Source organism: Chitinophagales bacterium (genome assembly GCA_017303835.1).
Lineage (GTDB): Bacteria > Bacteroidota > Bacteroidia > Chitinophagales > Chitinophagaceae > JAFLBI01.
Genome location: JAFLBI010000001.1, coordinates 521,491 through 547,577, shown reverse-complemented (window position 1 = coordinate 547,577; position 26,087 = coordinate 521,491). Strand labels below are relative to the sequence as shown.

Annotated in this window: 21 protein-coding genes; 2 read left to right on the top strand and 19 right to left on the bottom strand. The window is 42.8% G+C overall.

Annotated elements, in window-relative coordinates:
- Positions 1-220 precede the first annotated feature (220 nt).
- The gene (locus tag J0L83_02410; protein MBN8663396.1) at positions 221-4,831 is read left to right on the top strand and encodes a translocation/assembly module TamB domain-containing protein; all 4,611 of its coding nucleotides are present in this window, start codon (positions 221-223) and stop codon (positions 4,829-4,831) included.
- Here the strand turns inward: J0L83_02410 and J0L83_02405 are convergent, their stop codons facing one another.
- The 13 genes from J0L83_02405 to infA form a co-directional block, all read right to left on the bottom strand.
- Positions 4,832-6,361: a glycosyltransferase family 39 protein gene (locus tag J0L83_02405; protein ID MBN8663395.1), complete on the bottom strand. Its 1,530-nt coding sequence runs from the start codon at positions 6,359-6,361 to the stop codon at positions 4,832-4,834.
- A 7-nt stretch (positions 6,362-6,368) separates the two neighbouring features.
- A complete protein-coding gene (gene aroQ, locus J0L83_02400; GenBank protein MBN8663394.1) occupies positions 6,369-6,791 on the bottom strand; it encodes a type II 3-dehydroquinate dehydratase in 423 nt (140 codons plus the stop codon).
- Between the two features lie 37 nt (positions 6,792-6,828).
- Positions 6,829-8,229 carry a TolC family protein gene (locus J0L83_02395; GenBank protein MBN8663393.1) on the bottom strand — a complete coding sequence of 467 codons (1,401 nt, stop codon included), beginning with the start codon at positions 8,227-8,229 and terminating at the stop codon, positions 6,829-6,831.
- 2 nt (positions 8,230-8,231) lie between these two features.
- Positions 8,232-11,390 (bottom strand): multidrug efflux RND transporter permease subunit, encoded by a 3,159-nt coding sequence (locus J0L83_02390; protein MBN8663392.1) that lies wholly within the window; start codon positions 11,388-11,390, stop codon positions 8,232-8,234.
- A 35-nt stretch (positions 11,391-11,425) separates the two neighbouring features.
- Entirely contained in the window at positions 11,426-12,562 is a 1,137-nt protein-coding gene (locus J0L83_02385; protein ID MBN8663391.1) for an efflux RND transporter periplasmic adaptor subunit, read from the bottom strand.
- 108 nt (positions 12,563-12,670) lie between these two features.
- Positions 12,671-13,765 (bottom strand): glutamine-hydrolyzing carbamoyl-phosphate synthase small subunit, encoded by a 1,095-nt coding sequence (gene carA, locus J0L83_02380; protein ID MBN8663390.1) that lies wholly within the window; start codon positions 13,763-13,765, stop codon positions 12,671-12,673.
- 121 nt (positions 13,766-13,886) lie between these two features.
- Entirely contained in the window at positions 13,887-14,423 is a 537-nt protein-coding gene (gene rplQ / locus J0L83_02375; GenBank protein MBN8663389.1) for a 50S ribosomal protein L17, read from the bottom strand.
- 78 nt (positions 14,424-14,501) lie between these two features.
- Positions 14,502-15,500, bottom strand: coding sequence for a DNA-directed RNA polymerase subunit alpha (locus J0L83_02370; GenBank protein MBN8663388.1), 999 nt, complete (start codon positions 15,498-15,500; stop codon positions 14,502-14,504).
- An 88-nt stretch (positions 15,501-15,588) separates the two neighbouring features.
- Positions 15,589-16,194: a 30S ribosomal protein S4 gene (gene rpsD / locus J0L83_02365; protein ID MBN8663387.1), complete on the bottom strand. Its 606-nt coding sequence runs from the start codon at positions 16,192-16,194 to the stop codon at positions 15,589-15,591.
- A gap of 142 nt (positions 16,195-16,336) precedes the next feature.
- Positions 16,337-16,747, bottom strand: coding sequence for a 30S ribosomal protein S11 (gene rpsK / locus J0L83_02360; GenBank protein MBN8663386.1), 411 nt, complete (start codon positions 16,745-16,747; stop codon positions 16,337-16,339).
- 128 nt (positions 16,748-16,875) lie between these two features.
- On the bottom strand, positions 16,876-17,256 hold the full coding sequence (gene rpsM / locus J0L83_02355) for a 30S ribosomal protein S13 (GenBank protein MBN8663385.1): 381 nt from the start codon (positions 17,254-17,256) through the stop codon (positions 16,876-16,878).
- A 33-nt stretch (positions 17,257-17,289) separates the two neighbouring features.
- Complete coding sequence (gene ykgO, locus J0L83_02350; protein ID MBN8663384.1) at positions 17,290-17,406, bottom strand: type B 50S ribosomal protein L36; 117 nt, start codon at positions 17,404-17,406, stop codon at positions 17,290-17,292.
- A gap of 57 nt (positions 17,407-17,463) precedes the next feature.
- Positions 17,464-17,682, bottom strand: coding sequence for a translation initiation factor IF-1 (gene infA, locus J0L83_02345; GenBank protein ID MBN8663383.1), 219 nt, complete (start codon positions 17,680-17,682; stop codon positions 17,464-17,466).
- A 145-nt stretch (positions 17,683-17,827) separates the two neighbouring features.
- Between infA and J0L83_02340 the strand changes: the two genes are divergently transcribed.
- Positions 17,828-18,445 carry a YdeI/OmpD-associated family protein gene (locus J0L83_02340; GenBank protein ID MBN8663382.1) on the top strand — a complete coding sequence of 206 codons (618 nt, stop codon included), beginning with the start codon at positions 17,828-17,830 and terminating at the stop codon, positions 18,443-18,445.
- Here J0L83_02340 and J0L83_02335 read toward each other — a convergent pair.
- From J0L83_02335 to J0L83_02310, 6 genes are all read right to left on the bottom strand, one after another.
- Positions 18,417-21,194 carry a hypothetical protein gene (locus J0L83_02335; protein MBN8663381.1) on the bottom strand — a complete coding sequence of 926 codons (2,778 nt, stop codon included), beginning with the start codon at positions 21,192-21,194 and terminating at the stop codon, positions 18,417-18,419. The two genes, J0L83_02340 and J0L83_02335, sit on opposite strands and share 29 nt — an antisense overlap.
- Positions 21,195-21,260: 66 nt before the next feature.
- Complete coding sequence (locus J0L83_02330; protein ID MBN8663380.1) at positions 21,261-22,379, bottom strand: ABC transporter permease; 1,119 nt, start codon at positions 22,377-22,379, stop codon at positions 21,261-21,263.
- Positions 22,379-23,485 carry an ABC transporter permease gene (locus J0L83_02325; protein ID MBN8663379.1) on the bottom strand — a complete coding sequence of 369 codons (1,107 nt, stop codon included), beginning with the start codon at positions 23,483-23,485 and terminating at the stop codon, positions 22,379-22,381. The genes J0L83_02330 and J0L83_02325 overlap by 1 nt, the downstream gene beginning before the upstream one ends.
- Position 23,486: 1 nt before the next feature.
- Positions 23,487-24,230 carry an ABC transporter ATP-binding protein gene (locus tag J0L83_02320; GenBank protein ID MBN8663378.1) on the bottom strand — a complete coding sequence of 248 codons (744 nt, stop codon included), beginning with the start codon at positions 24,228-24,230 and terminating at the stop codon, positions 23,487-23,489.
- Entirely contained in the window at positions 24,220-25,149 is a 930-nt protein-coding gene (locus J0L83_02315; protein MBN8663377.1) for an ABC transporter ATP-binding protein, read from the bottom strand. Before J0L83_02315 ends, J0L83_02320 begins: the two co-directional genes overlap by 11 nt.
- Positions 25,149-26,087, bottom strand: a complete 939-nt coding sequence (locus J0L83_02310) for an HlyD family efflux transporter periplasmic adaptor subunit (protein MBN8663376.1) — start codon at positions 26,085-26,087, stop codon at positions 25,149-25,151. Before J0L83_02310 ends, J0L83_02315 begins: the two co-directional genes overlap by 1 nt.

Sequence of the window (26,087 nt, the reverse complement as noted above, 5' to 3'; positions counted from 1 at the left end):
TTGAATTTGCCTTAAGCAAACCGATTGAGTATTTTTAACCCCTAAAGCCGGGATCCTGAACCGTTTTCTGAAAATAAGCAGACGCATCATTTTTATTCTTATCAGCCTGATACTGCTGATATTTCTGGCGCTACAAACAACACCTGTTCAGAATTGGCTCGTTGGTATCGCTACCAATAAACTAGCCAAAGAGCTTAAAACAGAAGTCAGTATTAAAAAAGTGGCTTTTTCGCTCTTTAACCGTGCCGATTTGCAAGGCATCATGATTCGTGACCTACAAAAAGACACCCTGCTTTATGCCGGGCATTTTAGGCTGCGCATTACCGACTGGTTCTTTCTAAAAGATGAAGCAACCATCAAGTTTGTTGGATTAGAAGATGCAGTTATCAAATTACAACGTAAAGACTCCGTCTGGAACTACGCATTTATTGAAGATCATTTTAGCAGCAGCGATACCAGCAAGCCAAAGCCCACTCCATCCAAACAAAAAGGCCTGCAACTAGACCTGAAGAAAATTGACCTGAAAAATGTACGCTTCTTACAAAATGATCTCTGGGTTGGCCAGCGCATGCAACTAAAAGTCATGGGTCTTTTGGCCGACATGGAATCTGTTGATTTCAACAAAGGCATTTTTGTACTGGATGAAGTGATGCTTGACAGACCAGGATTTAGTCTGGCAGATTTTGACGGTCTACGCCCAGACTCGCTAAGAAGAAAGAAGAAAAAGAACGAAGGATTATATTTTAATGATGCCGGAATTTATGTGCAGGCAAAAAAAATCAGCCTCAAGAATGGCTACTTTATTGAAGATGCTAATCTGGAAGCTGCTGACAAGGGCTTTGATGGTGAACACTTGCGTATTTCCATGTTGAACGCTACTTTCAAAAATTTCAGTTTCCAGCAGGATACCATACGCGCAGACATCACGCTCAGTGCTAAAGAAAAAAGTGGCTTTGAATTAAGGAAGCTGAAAACCAAGTTCAGGCTTACTCCTCAAATTATGGAGTTTGCCAATCTTGACCTGCAAACGAATAAAAGCAGACTGGGTAACTATTATGCGATGAAGTATCAGGACTTCAATAAAGACTTCAATGATTACATCGCAAAAGTTACTATGGAAGCTCGCTTCATCAATGCCGATGTACATAGCGATGATATTGCTTTTTTTGCGCCTGAAGTCAAAAACTGGAATAAGCGCGCAAATGTCAGCGGCAAGTTCCTGGGCACTGTGGAAGATTTTTCAGTTGATCAGCTGGCTTTACGCGCAGGCAGTAGCACCATCAACGGACAACTGTTGATGAAAGGCCTTCCCGATATCAATAAAACACTAATCACTTTTAATAATGGTACAGTACAAACTAACCAAAGAGACCTCACTGTTATTGTACCTGATTTAAAAAAACTAAGCAACCCAGATTTGGCAGCTTTGGGCAATGTGATATTTCGTGGCAATTTCAAGGGAACGATTTCCGACTTTACTACAAATGGATTGCTCAGTACGCAACTCGGTAGCTTAAGCGCCAATCTTAGTCTCAAACTTCCTGCGAAAGGAGAACCTGTTTATACGGGCAGCTTGAATACCAAAAAATTCAACCTAGGAAAATTTGTTGCCGTTCCGCAATTAGGCATTATCGACTTCAATGGAAAGATCAACGGCAGCAGTTTTATGCTGGACAAGCTTCGCACCAGCATTGATGGCAATTTCAACTCTTTAGAATTTAATGGATACACCTATTCCAATATCACTACCAATGGTACTTTTCAAAAGAAATATTTTAATGGCGAATTAAAGATTGATGATCCAAATTTCGACTTTACCAGTATTGTAGAAGTTGATTTATCAAAGCCAGACCCACGCTTCAACATTCTTGGTGATATTGCCAATGCAGACTTTCAACAATTGAAATTCACCAATGATAAATTTGGTTTGTCGGGGCTTTTGGACGTCAACTTTACTGGTAATGATATTGATCAGTTCCTTGGTACGGCCAAAATCTTAAACGCCAATCTTACGTATGAGGGTGAAAAACTGGCTTTCGACTCTGCTTCACTTCAATCAATTTATGAGCAAGGCAAACGCTTTCTTGTATTAAGAAGCAATGAATTCTCCGTTATTGTAACCGGCGAGCAGTATAAAATACTTGATCTGCCAAATAGTTTACAGGCATTCTTCCATAACTACTTTCCTTCTTTAATTCCACGCCCTGCAAAGAAACCAGCTTCTCAGAATTTTATTGTTGCCATTAAAACTGGTGTTTTCGAAAAGTATGCACCTATCATTGATAAAAAACTATCTGGCCTGAATTACTTGAATATTGTAGGTGCAGTTAATACATCAGACACAGGCAGCTTTTATCTTCTCGGAGATATACCAGTGGTGAAATATGACCAATACGCTTTGTATAATGCCAGCATTAATGGAAGCGGCAATTACAAATCGCTCAACCTGAAAATCGATATCAAGGAAGCTCAGATAGGCGATAGTTTAACCATTCCACAAGCCTCTATTCTACTCAATTCAGCAAATGACAAATCCAATATTCATATCAAAACAAGCGGCATCAACGCATTAAATGAAGCCGATTTATTTGGTGATGTTTACACATTAGAAGACGGTTTCAGGCTACACTTCAACCCATCCAGTTTTGTATTGAACGAGAAGAAATGGAAAATTGAAAAAGATGGCGAGTTGGTAGTACGGAAGAATTTTGTGGATGCCAAGAATGTAAAATTCACGCAAGGATTTCAAGAGATCAGTGTTGAGACAGAGGAAGAAGATGGCGGCAATACCAACAACCTCGTCATGAAGCTCAATAAAGTGGTATTGGGCGATATCACTCAGCTTTTCCTAAAAGATCCAAGACTGGAAGGTGAAACAAGCGGCGATATCAGACTGGGCGATTTCTTTGGAGATTTCACAGCGGATGCACAACTGAAGGCAGAACAGTTCCGATTCAATGATGACTCATTGGGATTAGTAAATGTACAGGCCTTCTACAGCAGTAAAAGTGGAGAAATCAAGTGGAATATTCAATCGCCAAACGAAGGCTATTCTTTTAACAGCAAAGGCAGTTATAACACAAAAGACTCTATTACCCCACTGAATACCACCATTGACCTTTACAATTCCAAAATTGATCTGGTTGACCTGTTCCTTTCAGATTTGTTTACAGACATCAAGGGATGTGCCAGCGGACAGTTACAAATAAAAGGTAATCCGGAAAAGCCTGATCTTCTCGGTAAAATCAGTTTGCGCAATGCCGGGCTATTGGTGAATTATACACAAGTGTATTATACCATTGACTCAGCCGAAATAAAGTTTGAAGAAGATGGCATCAACATTGGTGAAATTGAAATAAAAGATAAGTACCTCAACAAAGGCCTGGTAAAAGGCAAGCTTTATGAGAAAGGCTTTAGCAACATGACTTTCGACTTTGATATGTCAACAGAAAAACTGCTCTTGATTGACACCAAGTTGAAAGACAATGAAAATTTCTATGGAAGGGCAATTGGTAAAGCCACCATGAACCTAAAGGGACCAGAATCTGCGGCCAAAATGACTTTGGTAGCTGAAGCCAACGATAGTTCACATATCTATATCCCGAACTCATACAGCAGAGAAAGCGGTGACGCTGATTTTATCGTATTCAAAGAATATGGAACAGAAATGACCGCAGGCGACAGCAGTAGCGGATTCAATCTCTCTGTTGACTTAGATATTATTGCTAACAATAAGGTACAGATTGATGTAATCATCGACGATCTAACCGGTGATGTCATCAAAGCAACTGGCAATGGTCGCTTGAGAATCAAAGCGGGCAGCACAGAGCCACTGAGTATGAAGGGCCGGTATACAATTGAAAAAGGTAGTTACAATTTCAATTTCCAATCCATTTTTACAAAACCATTCCTGCTTTCAGGAGATGGTAATAACTATATTGAATGGAATGGTGATCCCTTTTTGGCTGACCTCCACATTGATGCACGATATATTGCAGAGAACATTAATCTCGGCGAATTGATAGGCAACCAGAACTACAGCTTCAGCGATAAAATGCGCGGAGCCAGAACAGATGTTATTGTAGTAGCTGAGCTAAGAGATAAACTCATGCAGCCAAGTATCCAGTTCCGACTGGATTTTCCACAGGGAAGTGTAGCAAGAACAGACCCTTCCTTCCAGCAATTCATCAACAGAATTGAGCGAGACGAAGCCGAAATATTAAAACAGGTCTCCTATCTGATTGTATTTGGTGGTTTTGCACCACAAGGCGGTAGCAATATACCCGGTGGACAAACACTAATAGCTTCAACAGGAATCAATTCAATCTCTTCGTTGTTGACTAAAGAAGTGAACAAAGCCGTATCCAACCTACTGTACAAAATCACCGGCGACAAATCTTGGCGTTTCGATTTGAATACTTCAGTATATAGCAGCGGTTCATTGATCAATAATGTACAAGCTACTTCATCCTTAGACAGAACCCGAGTGAATTTCAAAGTGGGTAAGAGTTTGCTTAATGATAATGTGATTGTAACTTTTGGCAACGACTTCGATTTCAGCCTTGGCAATAGCTCAGCTATCGCTAACGGACAAGTACAATGGTTGCCGGATTTCAATGTAGAATTTGTGCTTTCACGCGATAAAAAACTCCGTGCGATTGTCTTCAGTAAAAACAGCATGGGTGTTAATGGCAACAATTTCGGACGTACCAACAGACAAGGTATCAGTATCTCTTATAGAAAAGATTTTGAGAAAATTTTTGGTAGAAAAGAAGAAGACGAAGATGCAGGCACACCTGCAAAAACAGACACAGCAGCATCAAAGAAATAATTAGAAGCCCATCGGCGGAAGTGCAATGCATTCATGCATTCGGTACACATAAAAATACCTTACTGCTTTACCACCACGCATTTGCTTGATCACTGCAGGTATTTCAATAGACCGGAAATACTTCCCATATAGATCCATGATCTTGAGATTCATATTAGAAGGTATAATACAATAAGCATCCTGCCCTATTTTCAGTTGCGGCCGTGTTTGATTCAGCCAGGCAAACTTGTGTATGTCTTGTAATGAACCGGCACCAATTAGTGGCTTGCCTATTTGCTTAGACACATAAAATTCTAAATGCCCAGCAGGGAACCATTTATGCGATAAGAAAGCAGCATCGGGAGGCATTCTTCCATCATCAATATCCTGCTTCATTAATTGCTTTACTTGCTTACCCAAATCCTTCCAACCCGATACATCCAGCGTGGGACAATACTCTCCATATTTCTCAGAATCCTGACTACCAAAATTCATGGGCGCAAAATTCACCAGCAATAAAGCTACTGCCAGCAGAAATACGATTAAGCCCCCTGCCAATCGGATCAACAAAGGATACACATAGGTACTGATACTATCCAGATACAATGCGGCAAGAAGGTATAGTGGTATATATCCCGGACCTGCCCAATGCGGTAAAGTAGGATTAAATAAGGATACACCCCAGAACAAGACAATCATTGGCACGCTCATACAAAGTATCCAAACCCAAACATCATTGAAAAGAAACCGATATTTCAACTGTTTGATACGCAATAAAGCCAAGACAATGGCAACAAACACAAAAGGGTTTTGATAAGCTAATTCGCCCAAGATTTCGCGCAACAGCATATCCCATTGCAAAGAAGTATTGGTTACCCGCTCCGAATGAAATTTGTAGGTGATAAAATCATTCGCATAATTCCAGTACACAATGGGTACAATGCACATCAAGGTAATTACAACACCGACGTACAAAGCCCAATGCTTCAACCAATTTCTTCTGCTTATCAGTATGAACAATCCAAAACCAGCCCAGAGATATAAACCATGTACTTTACTTAAGGTAGCCAACCCAATTGCCAGACCCAGTAATAGCCAATAATGGCTACCCCTTCCATCCTGCTCTAACAATCGCGCCATCAGGTATAAAGCCCATACCCAGAACAATACCTGCGGTGAATCTGGCATAATGAATAAACCTGCAATGATACTGCTGTAAACGGCTGCCAAATAAATGAGTGCTGCATACCATCCTGTTCTTTCATGCGCAATGCTATCACCTGTACGATACAATAACCAAGCAGCAAGGCCGCTGCAAGCTATTGCACCTAAACGCATCGTAAGATCATTCACCAAGAGCAGGTTAAACGTACTGAGTCGTATCAGCAAGCCCACCATTGGTGGATGATCGAAATGATTCCAATCTGGCTGTAATGCATAAGTCCAGTAATACACTTCATCATTGCCCAGTTCCATAGAACCTGCAACAAGAAGTTTAATTATGCTGACAAAACCAATCAGCCAAATTAATCGCCGCTGATAAACACGCATGTATTTTCTATTTACCCTGAATCAGGTATTGCAGAGCCAGTTCATATCCCTTTAAACCCAAACCGCTTATTGTGCCTTTACACTTAGCAGACACATGTGAAATTTTTCGAAAATCTTCACGCGCAGCGATATTACTGATATGCACTTCAACAACTGGTGCTGTAATTGCTGCAATGGCATCGCCAATGGCTACGGAAGTATGGGTATATCCACCTGGATTAAAGATGATACCATTATAATCAAAACCCACGCGCTGTAATTCGTTAATCAACTCTCCCTCCACATTGCTCTGAAAATAACTAAAGCTCAGATTAGGATAAGCTTTATGCAATTGGGCAAAATATTGCTCAAAACTTTCAGCACCATACACTTCCGGCTCACGTGTGCCGAGTAGGTTCAGGTTGGGTCCGTTAATAATGGCGATCTTCATGCAAATAACTTAAAGGCGTAAAGGTAAGGCGATAATGCTACCAACCTCCACCCAATGCACGATAGAGCCCGGCTACAGAACTAAGCTTCTGCTGTAATGCCTGAGACGCCTGTAGTTCTGCCTCAAACAAATTGGTTTCCTGTATCAGCACTTCTAAGTAAGAAGTATAACCAAAATCGTAACGAGCTTTGGACAATACCAATGCTTTTCGCGCAGCAGCTGCCTGCTTAAAGCGAATTTGGTATTCCTCATCAAATGTTCTGTATGCAGTTAAAGCAATATTAACATCCCTGAAAGCAGTTATTACTGTTTGTTCATAAGCAAAACCTGCTTCCTTCAAAGCTTGCTCCTGAATCGCGATTCTGCGCTTATTCTGACCAAATTGAAAAATAGGCCCTGTTAACCCTGCCAATCCGGAAGCTACAAACCCATTGCTACCAAGTAGAGAACTCAACTGCGGACTGGCAAAACCCAACAAACCTGTTAAACTCAAGCTTGGATACAAACTGGTTTTGGCCACACCTACTCTAGCAAGTTGTGCTTGAAAAGCGGCTTCTGCACGTTGAATATCCGGTCTCCTGAGCAATAAGGTTGAAGATAAGCCCGAAGGAATAGATGGCACCAAAGTTTGCTCAGCATTGGCACGACCTCTCACCACTGTATCATTGAAATTACCCAGTAGTAATCCCAAAGCATTTTCAGTTTGTATAATCGCTCTTTGAAAAGCAGGAATAGTTGCAGCGGCCAATGCCTCTTGCTGCTCGGCTTGTAGCTTATCCAGTTCAGCTACATATCCTTTACTGAATCTTTCTGCGATGATGCGGGTACTTTCTTTTCGTCCGGCCAAAGTGCTTTGTGCAATAGCCAAACGGTTATCCAAATCACGCAAGAGAAAATAATTGGTAGCCACTTCTGCGATCAGGCTTACCTGTAAAGCTTTTCTATTAGCTTCTGAAGCAAGCAGCTCCTGTGCTGCAGCAGTGGACAATTGTTTTAGTCTGCCCCAGATATCTATCTCCCAGTTTATGGCACCCAATGCACGAAACACACCGCCATCCAAAGCCGTGCCTGTTCTTTGTGCATCTCTGCCAACGCTGGCCGCACCTGCTTGCGTATTATATCCGAATTGTGGATACAAAGCCACTTGTGCATTAGCAGCAGCCAGTCTTGCCTGCTCTACCCTTGTTGCCGCAATCAAGAGATTTCTATTGCTATCAAGTGCTGTTCTGATCAATTGTTGCAATACAGGATCCTGATACAAATCCCACCACTTCACTAGTTGTGCTGTATCTGTTACCTGATTACCCTGAAGATTTGCTGTTTTAAAAGACTGCGGCACTGCTTGTGGTGTACGCTGGTCTTTGGCGCTGATGATACAAGATTGTAAAGCCATCAGGCCAATAAACACATACTGATATGGTTGAATGCTAATACGCATAATCAATGAGCTGAAGTTGAAGGATTATGATCTGTTACTGGTTGCTGCTTAGGCTTCTTACCGCCTTCTATCAAAACAAAGAATGCGGGAATCAATATCACACCTATAATGGTAGCAACCACCATTCCGCTGAATACAGCAGTACCCATGACTTTTCTTGCTTCTGCACCCGCACCACTTGCACGCATCAAGGGTACAACACCAAGGATGAATGCAAAAGATGTCATCAGGATTGGTCTGAAACGCAAGCGAGCTGCTTCAATGGCTGCCTGTAAAGCTGGCATCCCCTCTTGCTCCATTTTCATTTTGGCAAACTCAACAATCAGAATCGCGTTTTTGGCATTCAAGCCAATCAGCATCACCAAACCAATTTGTGCAAACACGTTGTTGACATAAGTAGCTGCAAACATGCCACCAATAAACAATCCAAGCAGCGCACCCATCACGGCCCAAGGCGTACCCAATAACACACTGAAGGGTAGTTTCCAACTTTCATATTGTGCTGCAAGAATCAGGAACACAAATACTAATGCCATCACAAATACTACACCACCCTTACCTGCTGCTGCTTTCTCCTGATAAGAAGTATTGCTCCACTGATAACCGAGATCTTTGGGTAATACCTGAGCAGCCACTTCCTCCAAAGCATCCAATGCCTGAGCGGAACTATATCCCGGCGCAGGTACACCAGTAACTTCTGCTGCGCGATAAATATTGAAATGGTTCGTATACGAAGCACCTGTTGTATCCACTACACGCACAATGGTACCAAGCGGCACCATGCTACCTGATGGATGCCTTACCTGAAACTGGTTGATATCATCCGGCTTCATTCTATATTCTGCATCTGCTTGTACATAGGTTCGATACTGCCTGCCATACGCATTGAAATTATTGACAAACACACCGCCCATATAAGCAGCAATCACATTGTTTACCTCCGTGAGAGGAATACCCATCTTTTGCACTTTCTCTTTATCCACCATCACCATTTTCTGAGGCACATTGGCACGATACATGGTATAGATCTTTGCAATCTCTGGTCTTTGTGATGCAGCAGCAATAAACTTCTGTGTTTCTTGTGCCAGATACTGTGGTGTATTACCAGATTTATCCTGAATCATCATGGTAAAGCCGGCACCAGAACCCAAACCCTGAATAGGTGGCGGACCAAAAGCAATAGCTGTTGCTTCGGTTATTTTTAATGCCAAAGCTTTATTGAGTTTATCAATCACTTCTGCAGCAGTTGCTTTTCGCTCATCCCATGGTTTGAGTGTAACAAAGAGCATACCTGCATTGGAACTGGAAGTACCAGACATCAAGTTAAATCCGGTGATGGAAGTATAATGTTCTATCTCCTCAATCTTACTACAGATGAGTTCTATTTTCTTTACGACCGTTTCAGTACGTGATTGAGATGCAGCATCGGGTAATTGAATACCCACCATGCAATAGCCTTCATCTTCTTCAGGTACAAAACCACCGGGCACTGCTTTACCCAGGAAAACTGTTGCTATCACAATACCAATCAGTATCATGATGGTTAACACGAGTTTTCTTGCAGCAAAACCTGCAACTCTTGTATACTGACCGGTAAAGCGATCAAAATAATGGTTGAAGCCATCAAAGAATTTGGTGAGTAAGCTTTTCTTACCACCCACTTTTTTGGGTTTCAACAAAATAGCTGAAAGGGCCGGACTCAATGTAAGGGCATTGAATGCCGAGAAAGCAACAGAGATGGCAATTGTAATGGCGAACTGCTGATACAACCTGCCGGTAATACCACCCGATAAAGCCACAGGAATGAATACAGCACAAAGAATAACCGCAATGGCTACTACCGGACCACTCACATCCTTCATCGCTTTTCGTGTGGCTTCTTTAGGTGAAAGCCCATGCTCCATTTCATGTATCACTGCTTCCACTACAACAATCGCATCATCTACTACCAGACCAATGGCTAACACCATACCCAACAAAGACAACTGGTTTACCGAAAAGCCAAGCATTGGGAAAACAATGAATGTACCAATGAGTGAAACGGGTACAGTCAATAAGGGAATCAAAGTAGCGCGCCAGTCTTGCAGGAAAAGAAATACCACAAGAATTACCAACACAACAGCTTCAAATAAAGTATGGATTACTTCTTCAATACCAACCGTAATTGCGGCTGTGGTATCCATACTCACTGCGTAGCGCATTCCGGCAGGAAAACGTTCTGCCAGTTGATCCATGGCTTTCTTCACTTGATTGGCCACATCCAAACCATTGGCTCCAGGCACCTGATACACAGCAATTGCTGCACAAGGGCTGCCATCCAGATTACTACTCAGGTTGTACGACTGTAAACCTAACTCAACTCTTGCCACATCTTTGAGTCTTACAATAGCGCCATTATTATTAGCCTTGAGGATAATATTACCAAACTCATCTTCAGATGTAAGACGCTGTTGCAAAATTGCGGTGTAGGTATTCTGTACCCCTGATTTTGCAGGCTCTGCACCAAAAGCTCCACCCGGTACAATATTATTCTGCGCTTTGATGGCATTGATCACATCCTGTGGTGTAAGATTTAAGTTAGCCAGCCTATCAGGCTTAACCCAAACACGCATCGCATATTCAGAGCCACCCATCACACTTACATCACCTACCCCTTTGATTCTTTTCAATTCATCAATACAGTTGATGAATGCATAGTTGTTGATGAAATTTCCATCAAAGGTTTTATCAGGTGAATACACTGAAAAGAGCAAGAGTGGAAAGGTCAATGATTTCTTTACGTTTACACCAAGACTGATTACTTCCGGAGGCAGAAATGGATTGGCGCTGGACACTTTATTCTGCGTCAGCATATTCGCATTATCCAGGTTGGTGCCTACATCAAAAGATACCTGCAATACCATGGTACCATTGTAGTTCACCGATTTCATGTAGAGCATGTTCTCCACACCATTCACTTGCTGTTCAATAGGCGTTGCTACAGTTTTCTCCATGTCCACAGCATTGGCACCTGTATAAGCTGCAGTTACCTGTACCATGGGTGGTGTAATCTCCGGATACTTGGATACCGGAATACTTTGCAGGGTCAATAAACCCAGAATCACAATGAGGATAGAAATCACCATCGCGAATATGGGCCTGCGTATAAAAAATTCACTCATAAATTAGATTTGGCTTTAGCGGAATACAGGATTGATTAATTGGAAGTGGAATCATAACTCCAGCGCATCATCACAGGTTTAACCGGCGTATTCGGTTTGATAACAGCGCTGCCGATAACAGCCACTTTTGTTTGTGCTGTAATGCCCGACTTAATAATCCAGTTGCTACCTACTCTTTCACCAACTTGTATAATGGTAGGTGTTAACTTACTGCTGTCGTTCAACACAAATACCTGATAAATATTTTGTAATTGATTGACTGCTTGTTGAGGAACCAACAATGCATCAGCATATTCTCCCGTCTTCACTTTCAACTTTACATATTGCCCTGGGCGAAGAATAGCTTTGGTATTCGAGAATAAAGCTTGCACAATAATAGAACCAGTTTGTGGATCAATCTCTCTGTTGGCCAAATCAATACTACCGGGTTCATCATACACTGTACCATCACTCAACAATAAAGACACCGGCATATTGGGCGACAACTCTCCACTTTTCTTTTCAGATACTGCTTTGAGATAGGTCAGAAATTCTGTTTCAGAAACGGAAAAACGAACACGCACACGATCTGTAGATGAAACAGTATTCAATGGAGCAGAACCCAGCTTACCCACATAATCACCAACCTGCATTTTGCTCAATCCAATGATACCGCTGATGGGTGCGGTTATTCTTGTATAACTCAGTTCCAGCTTGCTATTCTGCAAACCAGCTTGTGCAATATTTACTTCTTCTTTTGCAGCATTGTATGCGGCTTTTGCAGCATCCAGATCACGCTTACTCAACGCATTCATATCTGCAAGTGGTTGTACCCTATCTAAATCAGCTTTCGTGCGCACCAACTGTGTATTTGCTTGCGCCAATCTAGCAGAAGCTGCTTCAATTTTATTTTGAATGGGCTGATCATCGATGGTGTACAACAATTGACCTTGCTTCACATAATCACCCTCCTTGAAATGGATACCTGTGATCCAGCCGTCAACACGGGATTGAATAGACACATCTGACTTACCATAAGTCTGACCTACATACTCTTTAAAAACAGGAACTGTCTTAGTACCAACAGGCACCACATTCACATCAAAAGATGGAACAGCTTTGGGATCTTTTTTGTCAGATGTACAGGCCTGGAAAGCCGCAATCAACAGGAGCGGCATCAGCATTTTTCTCATGAGCTATGATTAATAAAGTGATGCTAACAATTTACAAATCATTTGCATACAAAAGTAAAAAAGCACCCTATAGGTGCTTTTTCATTATTTTTTAATTTCTGCTTACAATTACTGCATCATCTGTACAAACTGATCAAACAGATAGCGGCTATCATGTGGACCAGGTGTGCTTTCCGGATGGTATTGTACGCTGAATGCGGGCTTATGCTTGAGGCGGATACCTTCAATGCTGTCATCATTCAGGTTCACGTGGGTAATCTCCACATTGGGATGCTTTCGTACCGCTTCCGGATCAACACCAAATCCGTGGTTCTGTGTGGTAATCTCACATTGTCCGGTAATGATATTTTTCACCGGATGGTTCAATCCGCGGTGACCATGGTGCATTTTGAAAGTAGGAATATCATTTGCCAAAGCTAGTAGCTGATGCCCCAGACAAATGCCAAATGTTGGTTTAGCTTCATCCAAAATGGCTTTCACTGTTTCAATAGCATAAGGCATGGCGGCAGGATCACCGGGACCGTTAGAAATGAAATATCCTTTAGGCTGGAATTCTTGTAAACGACTAAATGGCGTCTTGGCAGGATGCACACGCACATGGGCGCCACGATCTACCAAACACTGCAGAATATGCTGCTTCACACCAAAATCCAGTACAGCCACTTTTACATCGCTGTTTGGATTACCCAACTCATACTCTTCTGTAGTACTTACTGTACTGGCTAATTCCAGACCATCCATATTGGGGCAGGCATCCAATTCACGCTTCAGGGCGTCAAGATCAGTAATCTCAGTAGAGATGATACAGTTCATGGCACCCTTGGTGCGAATATGGGCTACCAGTGCTCTGGTATCCACACCTTCGATCGCTACAATCTTATTGGCAACAAGGTATTCACCTAATGACCCCTTGGCCATCATACGGCTGTATTGATCTTCGAGGTTACGGCATATCAATCCGCGAATTTTTACTGAGCTGCTTTCTACATCAGAATCTTTCACTCCATAGTTACCGATGTGTACACTGTTCATGATCAATACCTGTCCGGTATAGCTTGGATCGGTAAATACTTCCTGATAGCCGGTCATACCGGTATTGAAACAAATCTCTCCCGTGGTGGTGCCAGGCATGCCGAATGCTTTGCCATAAAACACATGACCATCGGCTAATAGCAGAATTGCGGGAGCTTGTTGGTGAGGCATGAGAAGGGTTTTTCGGTTGCAAAAAAATGATAAACTACGCAGATTATGCGTGAAAAGTTGCTAACATGAAAAAAGGCAAAACCGAAATGGTTTTGCCTTTGATATGGAAAGCGCTGAAACATTATTCAGCTGCTTTTTCTTCTGTTGATGCTGGTGCTTCTGCTGCAGGAGCGGCTGCTTCAGCTGCTGGTGCAGCTTCTTCAGTTTTCGCTTTCTTAGTAGTAGCACGGCTACGACGGGTTTTCTTGGCAGTTTCCTGCTTAGCAACACCTTTACCGTAGATTTCGTTGAAGTCAACCAGTTCAATCATTGCTTGCTCAGCGTTATCACCTACGCGGATACCGAGCTTCAGAATGCGGGTATAACCACCTGGGCGAGCAGCTACTTTTGGACCAACTACAGTGAACAGTTCTTTCACAGCAGCTTTATCCTGCAAATGGCTGAACACTACGCGGTGTTGGTGCATTACTTGCTCCTGAGAACCAGTCTTCTTAGTCTTGGTAATCAGTGGCTCGATATAAGCACGCAGTGCCTTGGCTTTAGCCAAAGTAGTAACAATACGCTTGTGTGTGATCAGCTGGCTTGCTAAGTTGCTCAGCAATGCTTCTCTGTGGGCCTTCTTACGGCCGAGGTTGTTGATTTTGTCTCCGTGACGCATGACGTTTAGTTTTATTTCATCTGCACCGTGTCAAGGCATGCAGACTACTGATGATAAATTGCCTTTCGGCGATTGTGATTAGGACAGATCGTCTACACCCAACTTACCCAGATCCATGCCGAAGCTCAGACCTCTTTCAGTCAGTACCTGTTCGATCTCGCTCAGTGACTTCTGACCGAAGTTGCGGAACTTCATCAGGTCTTCCTGCTCGTACTGAACCAGTTCGCTCAGGCTGTTGATCTTAGCAGCTTTCAAACAGTTGAAAGCACGTACGCTCAGATCCAGATCTTCCAGTGGTGTTTTCAATACTTTACGCAATTGCAGTACCTGCTCATCTACCACATCTTCTTTCTTATCTTCTTTCGAATCGAAAGTGATGTTTTCATCAGTGATGATCATCAGGTGCTGGATCAGGATACGAGAAGCCTGCTTCACAGCTTCTTCAGGATGGATAGTACCATCTGTAGAAACTTCAAGGATCAGTTTCTCATAGTCTGTACGCTGCTCCACACGATAGTTCTCAATGCTGTATTTCACATTTTTGATCGGTGTGTGGATAGAGTCGATAGCGATATACCCGAAAGGACCATCTTTCAGACGATTCTCTTCAGCTGGGATATAACCACGACCACGTGCGATAGTCAGTTCGATATCAATTTTTGCAGTAGTATCCATGGTGCAAATCACCAGTTCAGGGTTCATTACCTGAAACTGCTGAGATACTTCACCAATCATAGCTGCAGTAAATTCAGTACGACCTTTGATAGACAGGGTTACTTTCTCCTGTGCCACATCGTGGTCAACAGTTTTCTTGAAACGTACCTGCTTCAGGTTCAGGATAATTTCAGTTACGTCTTCAGTAACACCCTTGATGGTGGCAAACTCATGGTCTACACCGTCAATCTTGATACCGTTGATTGCATAACCTTCTAAAGAATTCAGCAATACTCTTCTGAGGGCATTACCGATAGTGAGACCGTAGCCGGGTTCAAGCGGACGGAACTCGAATTGACCTTCAAAATCTGTAGCTTTCTGCAGAACGATTTTGTCGGGCTTCTGGAAGTTTAAAATAGCCATTTTACACTCCGGTTTTATTGCCTGTTGCCAGGCTTGTTTGAATTAGATGTCAGTTTCGAAAACGAACAGAATCAATCAATTGTACCTATTACTTAGAGTACAATTCAACGATCAGTTGTTCTTTGATGTTCTCAGGAACGCTCTCTCTCTCAGGGTAGCTGATGAAAGTACCTTTCTTTTCGGTTTCGTTCCAGTCAACCCAGTTGAACTTAGGATTCTTACCACGTACTTTGCTCAGTACAGATGAGCTGTTTACGCTCTTAGGAGCATAAGCAACGATATCGCCTGGCTTCAGTTGGAAAGAAGGTACGTTTACCACTTCACCATTTACAGTGATGTGCTTGTGGCTAACCAGCTGACGAGCTTCAGGACGGCTGGCAGTAAGACCCATACGGTAAACCGTGTTATCCAAACGAGCTTCTAACAGCTTGATCAGGTTTTCACCGGTTACACCCTTCAGACGGGCTGCTTCTTCAAATGTTTTGCGGAACTGACGCTCCAATACACCGTAAGTGTACTTGGCCTTCTGCTTTTCGCGCAGCTGCAGGGCATATTCACCTAAGCTCTTACGCTTACGTGCAGCACCATGCTGACCTGGAGGGTTGCTGTTCTTAGACAGTGACTTGGAGTTGCCGAGGATGGGCTCTCCGAAAATGCGGGAAATTTTGGTCTTTGGACCTGTGTAACGTGCCATAGTGTTTATTCATTTCGATTTTTTTAGATTTCGTTGCGCCGATCGGTAAAAAATCGTAAAAAATTAATCGGGCAACCTTTTTTAAAATGAATCGCTACTGGACTCAGTATGTTAAGCTGTCCCGCTTTCACGGGACGCGCTGTTAAACTCTTCTCTGCTTCGGAGGACGACAACCGTTGTGTGGTAGCGGTGTGATATCCTTGATAGAAGTAACTTCAATACCAGAGTTTGCAATCATGCGGATAGAGCTTTCACGACCGGCACCAGGACCTTTCACGAAAACGTCTACACGCTTCAGACCTGCTTCAGAAGCTACTTTCGCAGCATCTGCGGCAGCCATCTGTGCTGCATACGGTGTGTTCTTCTTAGAACCTTTGAAACCCATTTTACCTGCAGAAGACCAAGAAATTACCTGACCCTGCTTGTTGGTAAAGCTGATAATGATGTTGTTGAATGTTGCGTTGATGTGTACATCACCTGCAGCATCCACTTTTACGTTCCGCTTTTTGGCGGCTGCTTTTGCACTGTTTTGTGCTTTTGCTGGTTTTGCCATTTACTTTTTGTTTGAGGTATTCTTCTAAAATTTCTGCCTCCTACCCTGTTTTTGACAGAGTGATCCAGCAGTTGTATAAAAGACCGAAAGCGCAACCATTTTCTGGGAGCGCTTTCAGGCGATTAAGCTTATTTCTTAGGTGCCTTCTTCTTACCGGCAACTGTCTTACGCTTACCTTTTCTCGTACGGCTGTTTGTCTTGGTACGCTGACCACGAACAGGCAGACCTTTACGATGACGGAGACCACGGTAGCAGGCGATATCCAGCAAACGCTTGATGTTCATCTGCACTTCAGAACGCAACGCACCTTCTACTTTCAGTTCGTTGGTAATGAAATTACGGATGGCAGACAGTTCGTCGTCATTCCACTCGTTTACTTTCTTATCGTAACTGATGTTCGCACTGTCCAGAATCTGACGGGCAGTAGAACGACCGATACCGAAGATATAGGTAAGACCTATTTCTCCTCTTTTATTCTTGGGTAAATCAACACCGGCAATACGGGCCATAATGATTGCTTATTTTCTTGGTTTAATAACGGATTATCCCTGACGCTGCTTAAAGCGAGGATTCTTTTTGTTAATGATGTACAGCTTGCCCTTTCTGCGTACAATCTTGCAGTCGGCGCTACGCTTTTTTACAGAAGCTCTTACTTTCATTGTTATTCAGTTTTACCTGTTTATTAAGCTTAAGCACGGGCTTAAAGCTGATTCTACTTATTTATATCGGAAGATGATTCTACCTCTGCTCAAATCATACGGACTCATCTCCACCCCTACTTTGTCGCCTGGCAAAATGCGGATATAGTGCATCCTCATTTTTCCTGAGATCGTAGCCAATATTTCATGGCCATTTTCCAGCTTCACCCTGAACATAGCATTACTCAAAGCTTCCAGAATAACGCCATCTTGTTTAATCAACGGTTGTTTCGACATACAAAATTTGGGGCTGCAAAGATAGTAGACATCGGCTGAAATATGAAAATTTAGTGGAAAAAATTCCCGAATTTGTGGGAAAACCCACATATCCACAGCCCGATTTGCCTTTTTGCCGGGCAAAACTAGCGCAAACACATTGAAAATGAACGAAGAAAAGGATGCTTTCTACCCCAAAGACCGGGCTGCCTGGCGGAACTGGCTGGACAAGTATCACCAGAAAAAAGACAGTATCTGGCTGATTCTGTATAAAAAAGAAAGCGGCACACACGCTATTGGTTACGATGCAGCGGTGGAAGAAGCCCTTTGCTTTGGCTGGGTTGACAGCAAGCCCAATAAGCGGGATGAAGAAAGCTATTATCTATTCTTTGCTAAAAGAAAGCCCTCAAGTAATTGGAGTGCCCTCAATAAAACCCGGGTTGCCAAATTGCAGAAAGCCGGGTTGATGATGCCTGCTGGTCAGGCCATGATCGATATTGCCAAAAAGAATGGCAAATGGGATGCCTTGAATGAAGTGGATCAACTCATCATTCCCAAAGACCTGAAAGATACTTTTAAAGCATACCCCGGAGCGGCTAAAAACTTTGACGCATTTCCCCCTTCCACCAAAAGAGGGATTCTGGAATGGATTGGCAATGCAAAAACACCAGCAACACGCACCAAGAGATTGATAGAAACCGCCAGCCTGGCCGAAAAAATATTCGGGCCAATCAGTACATACCCAAGGATAAGCGTTAACGCCAGAGATTCATGGGCAGGATGATTTCCCAGGCATTGAGCGGATCACTTGCCACAAAAGGTTGATCCAACAACCTGCTATAACGTATCCCTATTGATAATGGCTGCTGGTTAAACCAACGCGTATCAAAAGTGAGCTCTGCTCCTGCCGATCTAAACCAGAAAGTTCTGCCCGTACGCAAGCTCTTGGCAATAGTATGATCAAAAAATGCATTGGCCCTTACCCGAAGCAGGTAAACAAAATTGGCCACACCAGCATCCGGATAAAGTAGAGACAAATGATAGTTTACTCCATATTTCCACATCCGCGGATAGTCAACTGAAGTGTACCCTCTTGAAAAAGGAAAACTATTACTAAATACATATTGATTCATGGTATCACGCGCATGCGCTGCAAGACTAAGCACCACACTATGATTGCGATGCAATCCGGGTAAGTACAAAGACCCACTAAACAGCAGTTGATTGGCAGTGGTGTTTCCCGTTGCTGAACGATACCTTGTTAAGACACTCAGTGCAAAATGCGGGAATATCTGCTGCATGGCTTTTTGCATCTGCATGGTGTATTGCAGCTCTGCCTGTGCGTAGCCAACCGTTCTGTTTCGCGCAAGTCGCTGTGCAATACCTGTCCAAGCCACCCCCTCCTGATGATAGGTTGAACGCAAGAGCAGCCTTTTATACAATCTGCCTGCGGTAAAATTCAAAGGCAATTGCAAGCCGGCATACCATTCTGTTTCATTCCAGTGTAAAGTAGTATCGGGTCTGTATCGAAAACTTCTGTTCCATGTTTTGGCCACTCCAGCTACGGGCTGTACATAACTACCGCCATAAACCCCACCAAAGGCCAACTTGCTGCTACCCTCGTTTTCATTATAGGTATAACCAAACTCTGTTTGAAGCGTACTCAACACATTTTCACCATAAGCAGTAAAGCTCCATTCGGGATCAGTATAATTGGGTATCCAGCTATGAATATTGACAAAGCCTCTTGTCTTTCGATAAGGGGTAATTGCGTAGCTATTTTGTGTACGAAATGTACTATTGGGTGTATCCTGCCCATTATAGCCCGTATACAAAGCCTGCACAGGCTGATCAAGATTCACCTTTTGCCAAAGAGGTTGCATGGCTGCCAGCCTAAAGCCATCTGCCGTAAACACAGAGCCGATTATTTGACCATGCACCATTGCAGATTGGTACCAGCCGGTAGGATGTGTAGCCATCAACCATACCTGTCTGCTCGACAAAGACATGGCATACTGTGCATCACGCCCGTCCTGTGTTGCAGTGAAGAACAACGTATCTCCCTGTACTTGCAAGAAACCTAAAGGTCTGTTGGCAAAGGATAACAAAGTATCCAGCTTTTGCGCTGCAGGCTGCCATTGCAATAAGCCCATAGCCCCTGAAAGATTTCGTGCTGCAGCAAATACTGTATGGTCACTCTTATCAAACTTAGGATGCGTAATAATATGTCCTGGAAAACCCATTTCATAGATTACTTTACCCGTCTTATCCATTAACACCAAAGCAGCACTATCTGCATCACTGCTGTGTACTGCTACAATCTTTTCTCCATCAACACTGATATCAGGTGAAAACAGTTTCACTTTTGAACGAATCACTTTTTCCTGTCTGTCTAACAAACTCAGGATGCGGATATCTGTAAAGTCTCTATTACCCCAACGGGCATCCGCATGAAATGCAGCGAATACCAATCTACCATTTCTGTAAGAGAAATAATCATCCACCGCAATAGATCTGGTAGCGATACGCTGTATATTACCTTTCAGATCGTTCAGATAAAATGCGGGAACACGACTCCTGCTTTTTTGTAGATACACTACCCCTTCTTCAGCTGGGTACACATACTGCTGATCTACCACATCACCTTTCAAAGGCTGGCTCAACCAGTTCATCGCAGTCTTGGGTTGATTTGCCCATTCGGTTTGCAGCAAGCCCATCGTGTTTTGAACAAAATCTCGATAAGCTGAACCTGTATGTTTTTTAAATGCTGATTGAAATGGATAAATCAGTGAACGATAAGCTGCCGCATCACTAGTAATTTTCGCCCAGATATCAGGGCCATATTTTTTTCTTCCTGACTGCACCAATAAATAACCCAACTCATAATGATTGGGGTAATATTTTCTAAAAGAACCATTGCGCCATTGCTGATAACCATCTTTTCGGCCGGCATCATGTAGTACGCGAAAACTGTTCATGAACAGCGGTGTTCGTCCACGACCCTGTGCAGACAAGATGGTTTCATTCACTACGGCGTCACCTTCAAAAAACCAATCAGGTACTGCCAAGGCATTCGCTACTGCCCTGCCTGCCTGACCAAACAAAGCACCTATAAAAGCAGAACCACCTCTATTGAAATTGGAATATTGCTGCACATGTCTAAACTCATGTAAGGCGAGCATATTGGCCCAGTTATTGGAGCCTAATTCAAATACATTTTGCGGAGGCGTCATGAAGAACTCACTTCTGTAAGGCGCCAAGCCAACATAGGCATTAGACACCGTTGTATAGGGCTGTAAAACAATACTGACTTTGTCCAGCTTTTTTCCGATGCCTTGCGTGTGTGCTACCCGCATCTGGTCTAACAAACTAGCAATGCGTTGCGCCTGACCTTGAATTGCAGCTGGGAATATGATTCGGAATGAATCTGTATTAATTTGTTTCCACTTAACAGAAGCAGGATTGCCACCAAACTCTTGTGCAAAAACTTTGCAGGCAACAAACAGCAGCAAAAACATTACCAACTTTTTCATGCAGCCATGTTTTTGCGAATATAAACAGGCTGATCTTGAAATCATCAATGCGTTAAGGCAAAAAGATTATGCCCTTTTCCGGTAACTCAATATAGCCCAAACATTCAGCACAACCGCGAAAACAGCCACTTTACCCAACTGCGGTAAAATATCACCGATAGTGCTTCCTTTAAGTACCACCATCCGCATCACTTCAATAAAGTAGGTAACCGGATTAAACTTGGTTAACCATTGCGCCCAATCGGGCATACTATCAATGGAAGTATATAAACCACCTAAAAGAATAAAGACCATCATCAGGAAAAAGGAGATTAGCATAGCCTGCTGCTGGGTTTGTGCGAAAGTGGATACCAATAAGCCAAGACCTAAAACCGCCAATAAATACACAGCAGAAAAAAGATAAATGAGTGCAAGATTACCTACAGGCACTATGCCATAAACAACACGTGCGATAGTTAGACCTAATGTTAAAACGATCAAACCCATGATCCAGAAAGGAATCAGTTTACCCAGAATGAAGTGATGTTTTTTAATCGGCGTAACATTGATCTGCTCGATTGTACCCACTTCTTTTTCTTTTACGATATTCAAAGCAGACAAGAATGCCCCAACCATGGTCAGTAATATCACCAGAATCCCCGGCACCATGAACTGTTGATAATTCATATGAATATTGAACCAAAAGCGTTGTTCTGTTTGTATCGTTGGCAACATCCCTGAACGGGGAATTTGTATCCAGCGTAAGCGAATATCCTGATTAAACTCACGAATCAACTGATTCAAATAAGCTGCACCAATATTGGCTTTAGCGCCATTGATGGCATTAACGGCCATAAAGATCTGCGCCTGGTCTTCTTTCACCAGACTACGTTCAAAGCCAGCTGGAATTTCCAAAATGATATCTGCCTTATCATGTTCAACCAATTCCATGGCATCTGCATAATTATCAAAGCTTCCTGGGATAATGAAATAGCCAGATGCTGAAGCTTTTTGAATCAGCTGTCTGGTATAGGTTGATTTATCATGGTCCACGATTGCCAGTTGCACATTCTTCACTTCATAATTTGCCGTCAAAGGCAAAATCACCAACTGAATCACCGGCATAATAAACATCATCCGCAGGATAGCCGGATCACGAAACACCTGCCTGAATTCTTTTTCAAGTATGAATCGGATAGTGCGCATCAGGCAAGACGAATTTTGTATTTACGAATACTAATCAATAGTAAGAAAGTAGTCATACCTGCCAATATCAAAGTCTCTTTCCAGATTGCATGCAAGCCCAATCCTTTAATCATGACCGCTTTCACGATATAGAAAAACCATTTAGCAGGAACAATATTGGAGATAATCTGCATGGGTAAAGGCATGTTCTCAATCGGAAACATAAATCCGCTGAACATAAGTGTTGGCAAGAACATGCCCATGAGCGAAATCAGCATAGCCACTTGCTGAGAATTGGTCACAGATGAAATCAGCAAACCAAGTGTTAGTGATGTAACTGTGAATAAAAGACTCTCGCCTATCAACAAAGCCAGACTACCCTGCACAGGCAAGTCGAGTACAAATACACTCAACAGTAAGATACTCGCTACATTAACTGCGCTAACTGCCAGATAAGGTACTGCTTTAGCAATAATTACCAGTATGGGTTTCAAAGGTGAAGCCAACAGAATCTCCATTGTACCTGTTTCTTTCTCTTTAACGATGGCAATCGAAGTCATCATCGTACACACCAGCAATAAAATCATTGCCATAACACCGGGTACAAAATTGTACGCTCCTTTCAATTGAGGATTATACAGCATGCGCATCTGGGGCTCAATTCGGTATGGAACTTTTTGCAACCCATTCAATGCAAATTGCTCATCTTGTATAATGGCGTTGGCATAATTCACCAAGGTAGTTGCCGTGTTAGGATCCGACGCATCTGCAATCAGCTGTATAGTTGCTGTATTGCCATGCAACACCTGTTGTTGAAAGTTCTGCGGAAATATGACAGCCAATCTAATTTGTCCTTTTTTAAAAGCAGCATCAACTTCCTGCATGGTTCGCGGCGAAGTAGCCAGATCAAAGTAACGGCTAGCTTCTAAGCGTTCCGTAATGCGCATTGATAAGTTATCACGCGATGGATCGAGTATGGCAATCTTTGAATTCTTTACCTCATTGGTTAGGGCAAAACCAAACAACATGATTTGTGCGATGGGCATACCAAATAAAATGAACAGTGTTCGCCTGTCGCGCAGGATATGGTAAAATTCTTTTCGTACAAATGATAGAAACTGTTGCATACTATTCTGTCCTCACGGCTTTTCTGGCTAATTGAAGAAATACGGTTTCCATGCTATCTGTAGTGAACTGTTTTTTTAACCCTGCGGGAGTATCCATCGCTGCAATTTGTCCGTCTACCATGATAGACACCCGATTACAATACTCAGCTTCATCCATATAATGTGTTGTCACAAAAATGGTGGTGCCTGCATCAGCAGCCGCATAGATCATTTTCCAGAATTCCCTCCGGGTGATTGGGTCTACTCCACCGGTAGGCTCATCCAGAAAAACAATACCCGGACGGTGAAACATGGCTACAGAAAATGCCAACTTCTGCTTCCAACCAAGTGGCAATGATTTAACCAGTGTATCTTTCTCTCCTTCCAAATGCAGTTGTGCCAAGATTTCCTTTGCTCTGTCTTTTATAGCAGCTACACGCATACCATAAATACCCCCATAAAACCGCATATTCTCTACAACAGTCAGGTCTTCATACAACGAAAACTTCTGACTCATATAGCCAATACTTTGTTTAATCTGCTCTGTTTCTGTGAATACATCATAGCCAGCCACAGTAGCTTTACCAGAACTGGGTAAACTTAATCCGCAGAGCATGCGCATGGCGGTAGTTTTACCTGCACCGTTGGCACCAAGAAAACCAAATATTTCACCTTGTTGCACAGCAAAGCTGATATGATCCACCGCAATGAAATCACCAAACTGTTTGGTTAGTTGATCAGCCGTTATTGCATACTTATACCCCATGTTCCAGCATTAATTTCATGAATACATCTTCTATACCCGGTGACACAGACGCTATTTCTATCTCACCTAATTCCTGCTTTGATAAGTATATGCGCAAATTATCTAGATCTATATCTGCTTCTTTACTTGTCCAGTGACAAACTTCACCGAAAGGAAATACTGTTTTAGTTTCAGGATAACTCCGCAACACCTGCAGGAGTTGATGCATGGGCGCACCACCAATTGCCCACAAGGATTCACCAAAACCTGCAACAATGTTTTCAGGTGTATCTGTACGCATGATTTTACCGTTTTGGATCAAAGCCACACGATCACACATGGCTGCTTCATCCATATAAGGTGTTGAGACCAGAATCGTAATTCCTTCTTGTTGCAATTGCTTCAGCATTTGCCAAAACTCTTTTCTGGATACTGCATCCACTCCAGTAGTGGGCTCATCCAATAACAAAACGGAGGGACGGTGTATCAAGGCGCAACTCAGTGCCAGTTTTTGCTTCATACCACCGGAAAGATTCCCAGCCCTTCTTGTTTTAAAAGGCGCAATCTGCTGGTAGATATCTTTAATCAATGCATAATTGGCTTCAATCGTGGTTCCAAAAATCGTAGCAAAAAAAGATAGGTTTTCTTCCACCGTTAAATCAGGATACAAAGAAAATTTACCCGGCATATAGCCAATGCGCTTTCTGATAGACTTGTACTCTTTTACTACATCCAATCCATCTAACTTGGCTTCACCTTTATCTGCCAGTAAGAGGGTAGCAATAATTCTGATGAGCGAGGTTTTGCCTGCACCATCCGGACCAATCAAACCGAATAATTCGCCACGCTTTACTTGTAGGTCAACCCCCTGCAAAGCAGTTACGTGTTTCTTCCCGTTTCGATACGTCTTATGAATTTGTATTGCGTTAATTGCTTGCATTAGAACTTACATTCACCGTACATACCAATTTTTAAAAACCCATTATTTTTAACCTGTACTTTAATGGCATACACCAGATTGGCACGCTCATCTTTTGTTTGAATCGTCTTAGGCGTAAACTCTGCTTTATCACTAATCCAAGTAATCACACCTTGGTGGGTATCATAACCACCTTTGCCATTATCAGTCATCACTTGCACAGCTTGTTTCAAGCGAATTGTTGGCAATTGCGCACCACTAACATAAGCGCGTAAGGTTAACGTACTAAGATTAGCAACTTTATATAATGCTTTACCCGGAGCAGTCATTTCACCTGCTAAAGCATACTTCGTAAGTAATACACCTGCTAAAGGATTTTTTACTTGAGTTCTTGCTAACTGATCTTGCAATTGGGCTGCTCTTTTTTCTAAGGGCTTTTGCTCGCTTAAAATAGAACGGTTCTGCGTACCGGTAATCTGCTGCTGTACTGCAATTTGTTGTTTGGTTACGGCCTGTTGCTGCTTCAATACATCTATTTGCGCCAACAAATCATCCAGCTGTTTTTTTGGTGCGGCATCGGCTTGTACCAGTTTACTAAAGCGCTGCTTTTCTTTTTCCAAAGTATTCAGTTGCGCCTGTTGTACCGCCAATTGTTCTTCCAACAATTTAATCTGCGGCCTAACATCCATCGTCTTTTCCTGCAAAGCTTGCATACTCGCCTCTACCTGTGCTTTCTGTAACGCTAATCCAACAGGGTCAATAAAGACCGTCACCTGGTCTTTGACCAAACTATCCCCCTCGTTGGCGTCAAACTGAACAATGCGACCGGCATTTTCTGCCGCAACAATCACTTCATCTGCCTCAAACACACCTGTAGCATCAAACTGATCTTTACCAGATTTACAGGCTGCGAGGCCAAAGATGAGTAGTACAACAATAGCTGATAGATAACGCTTCAT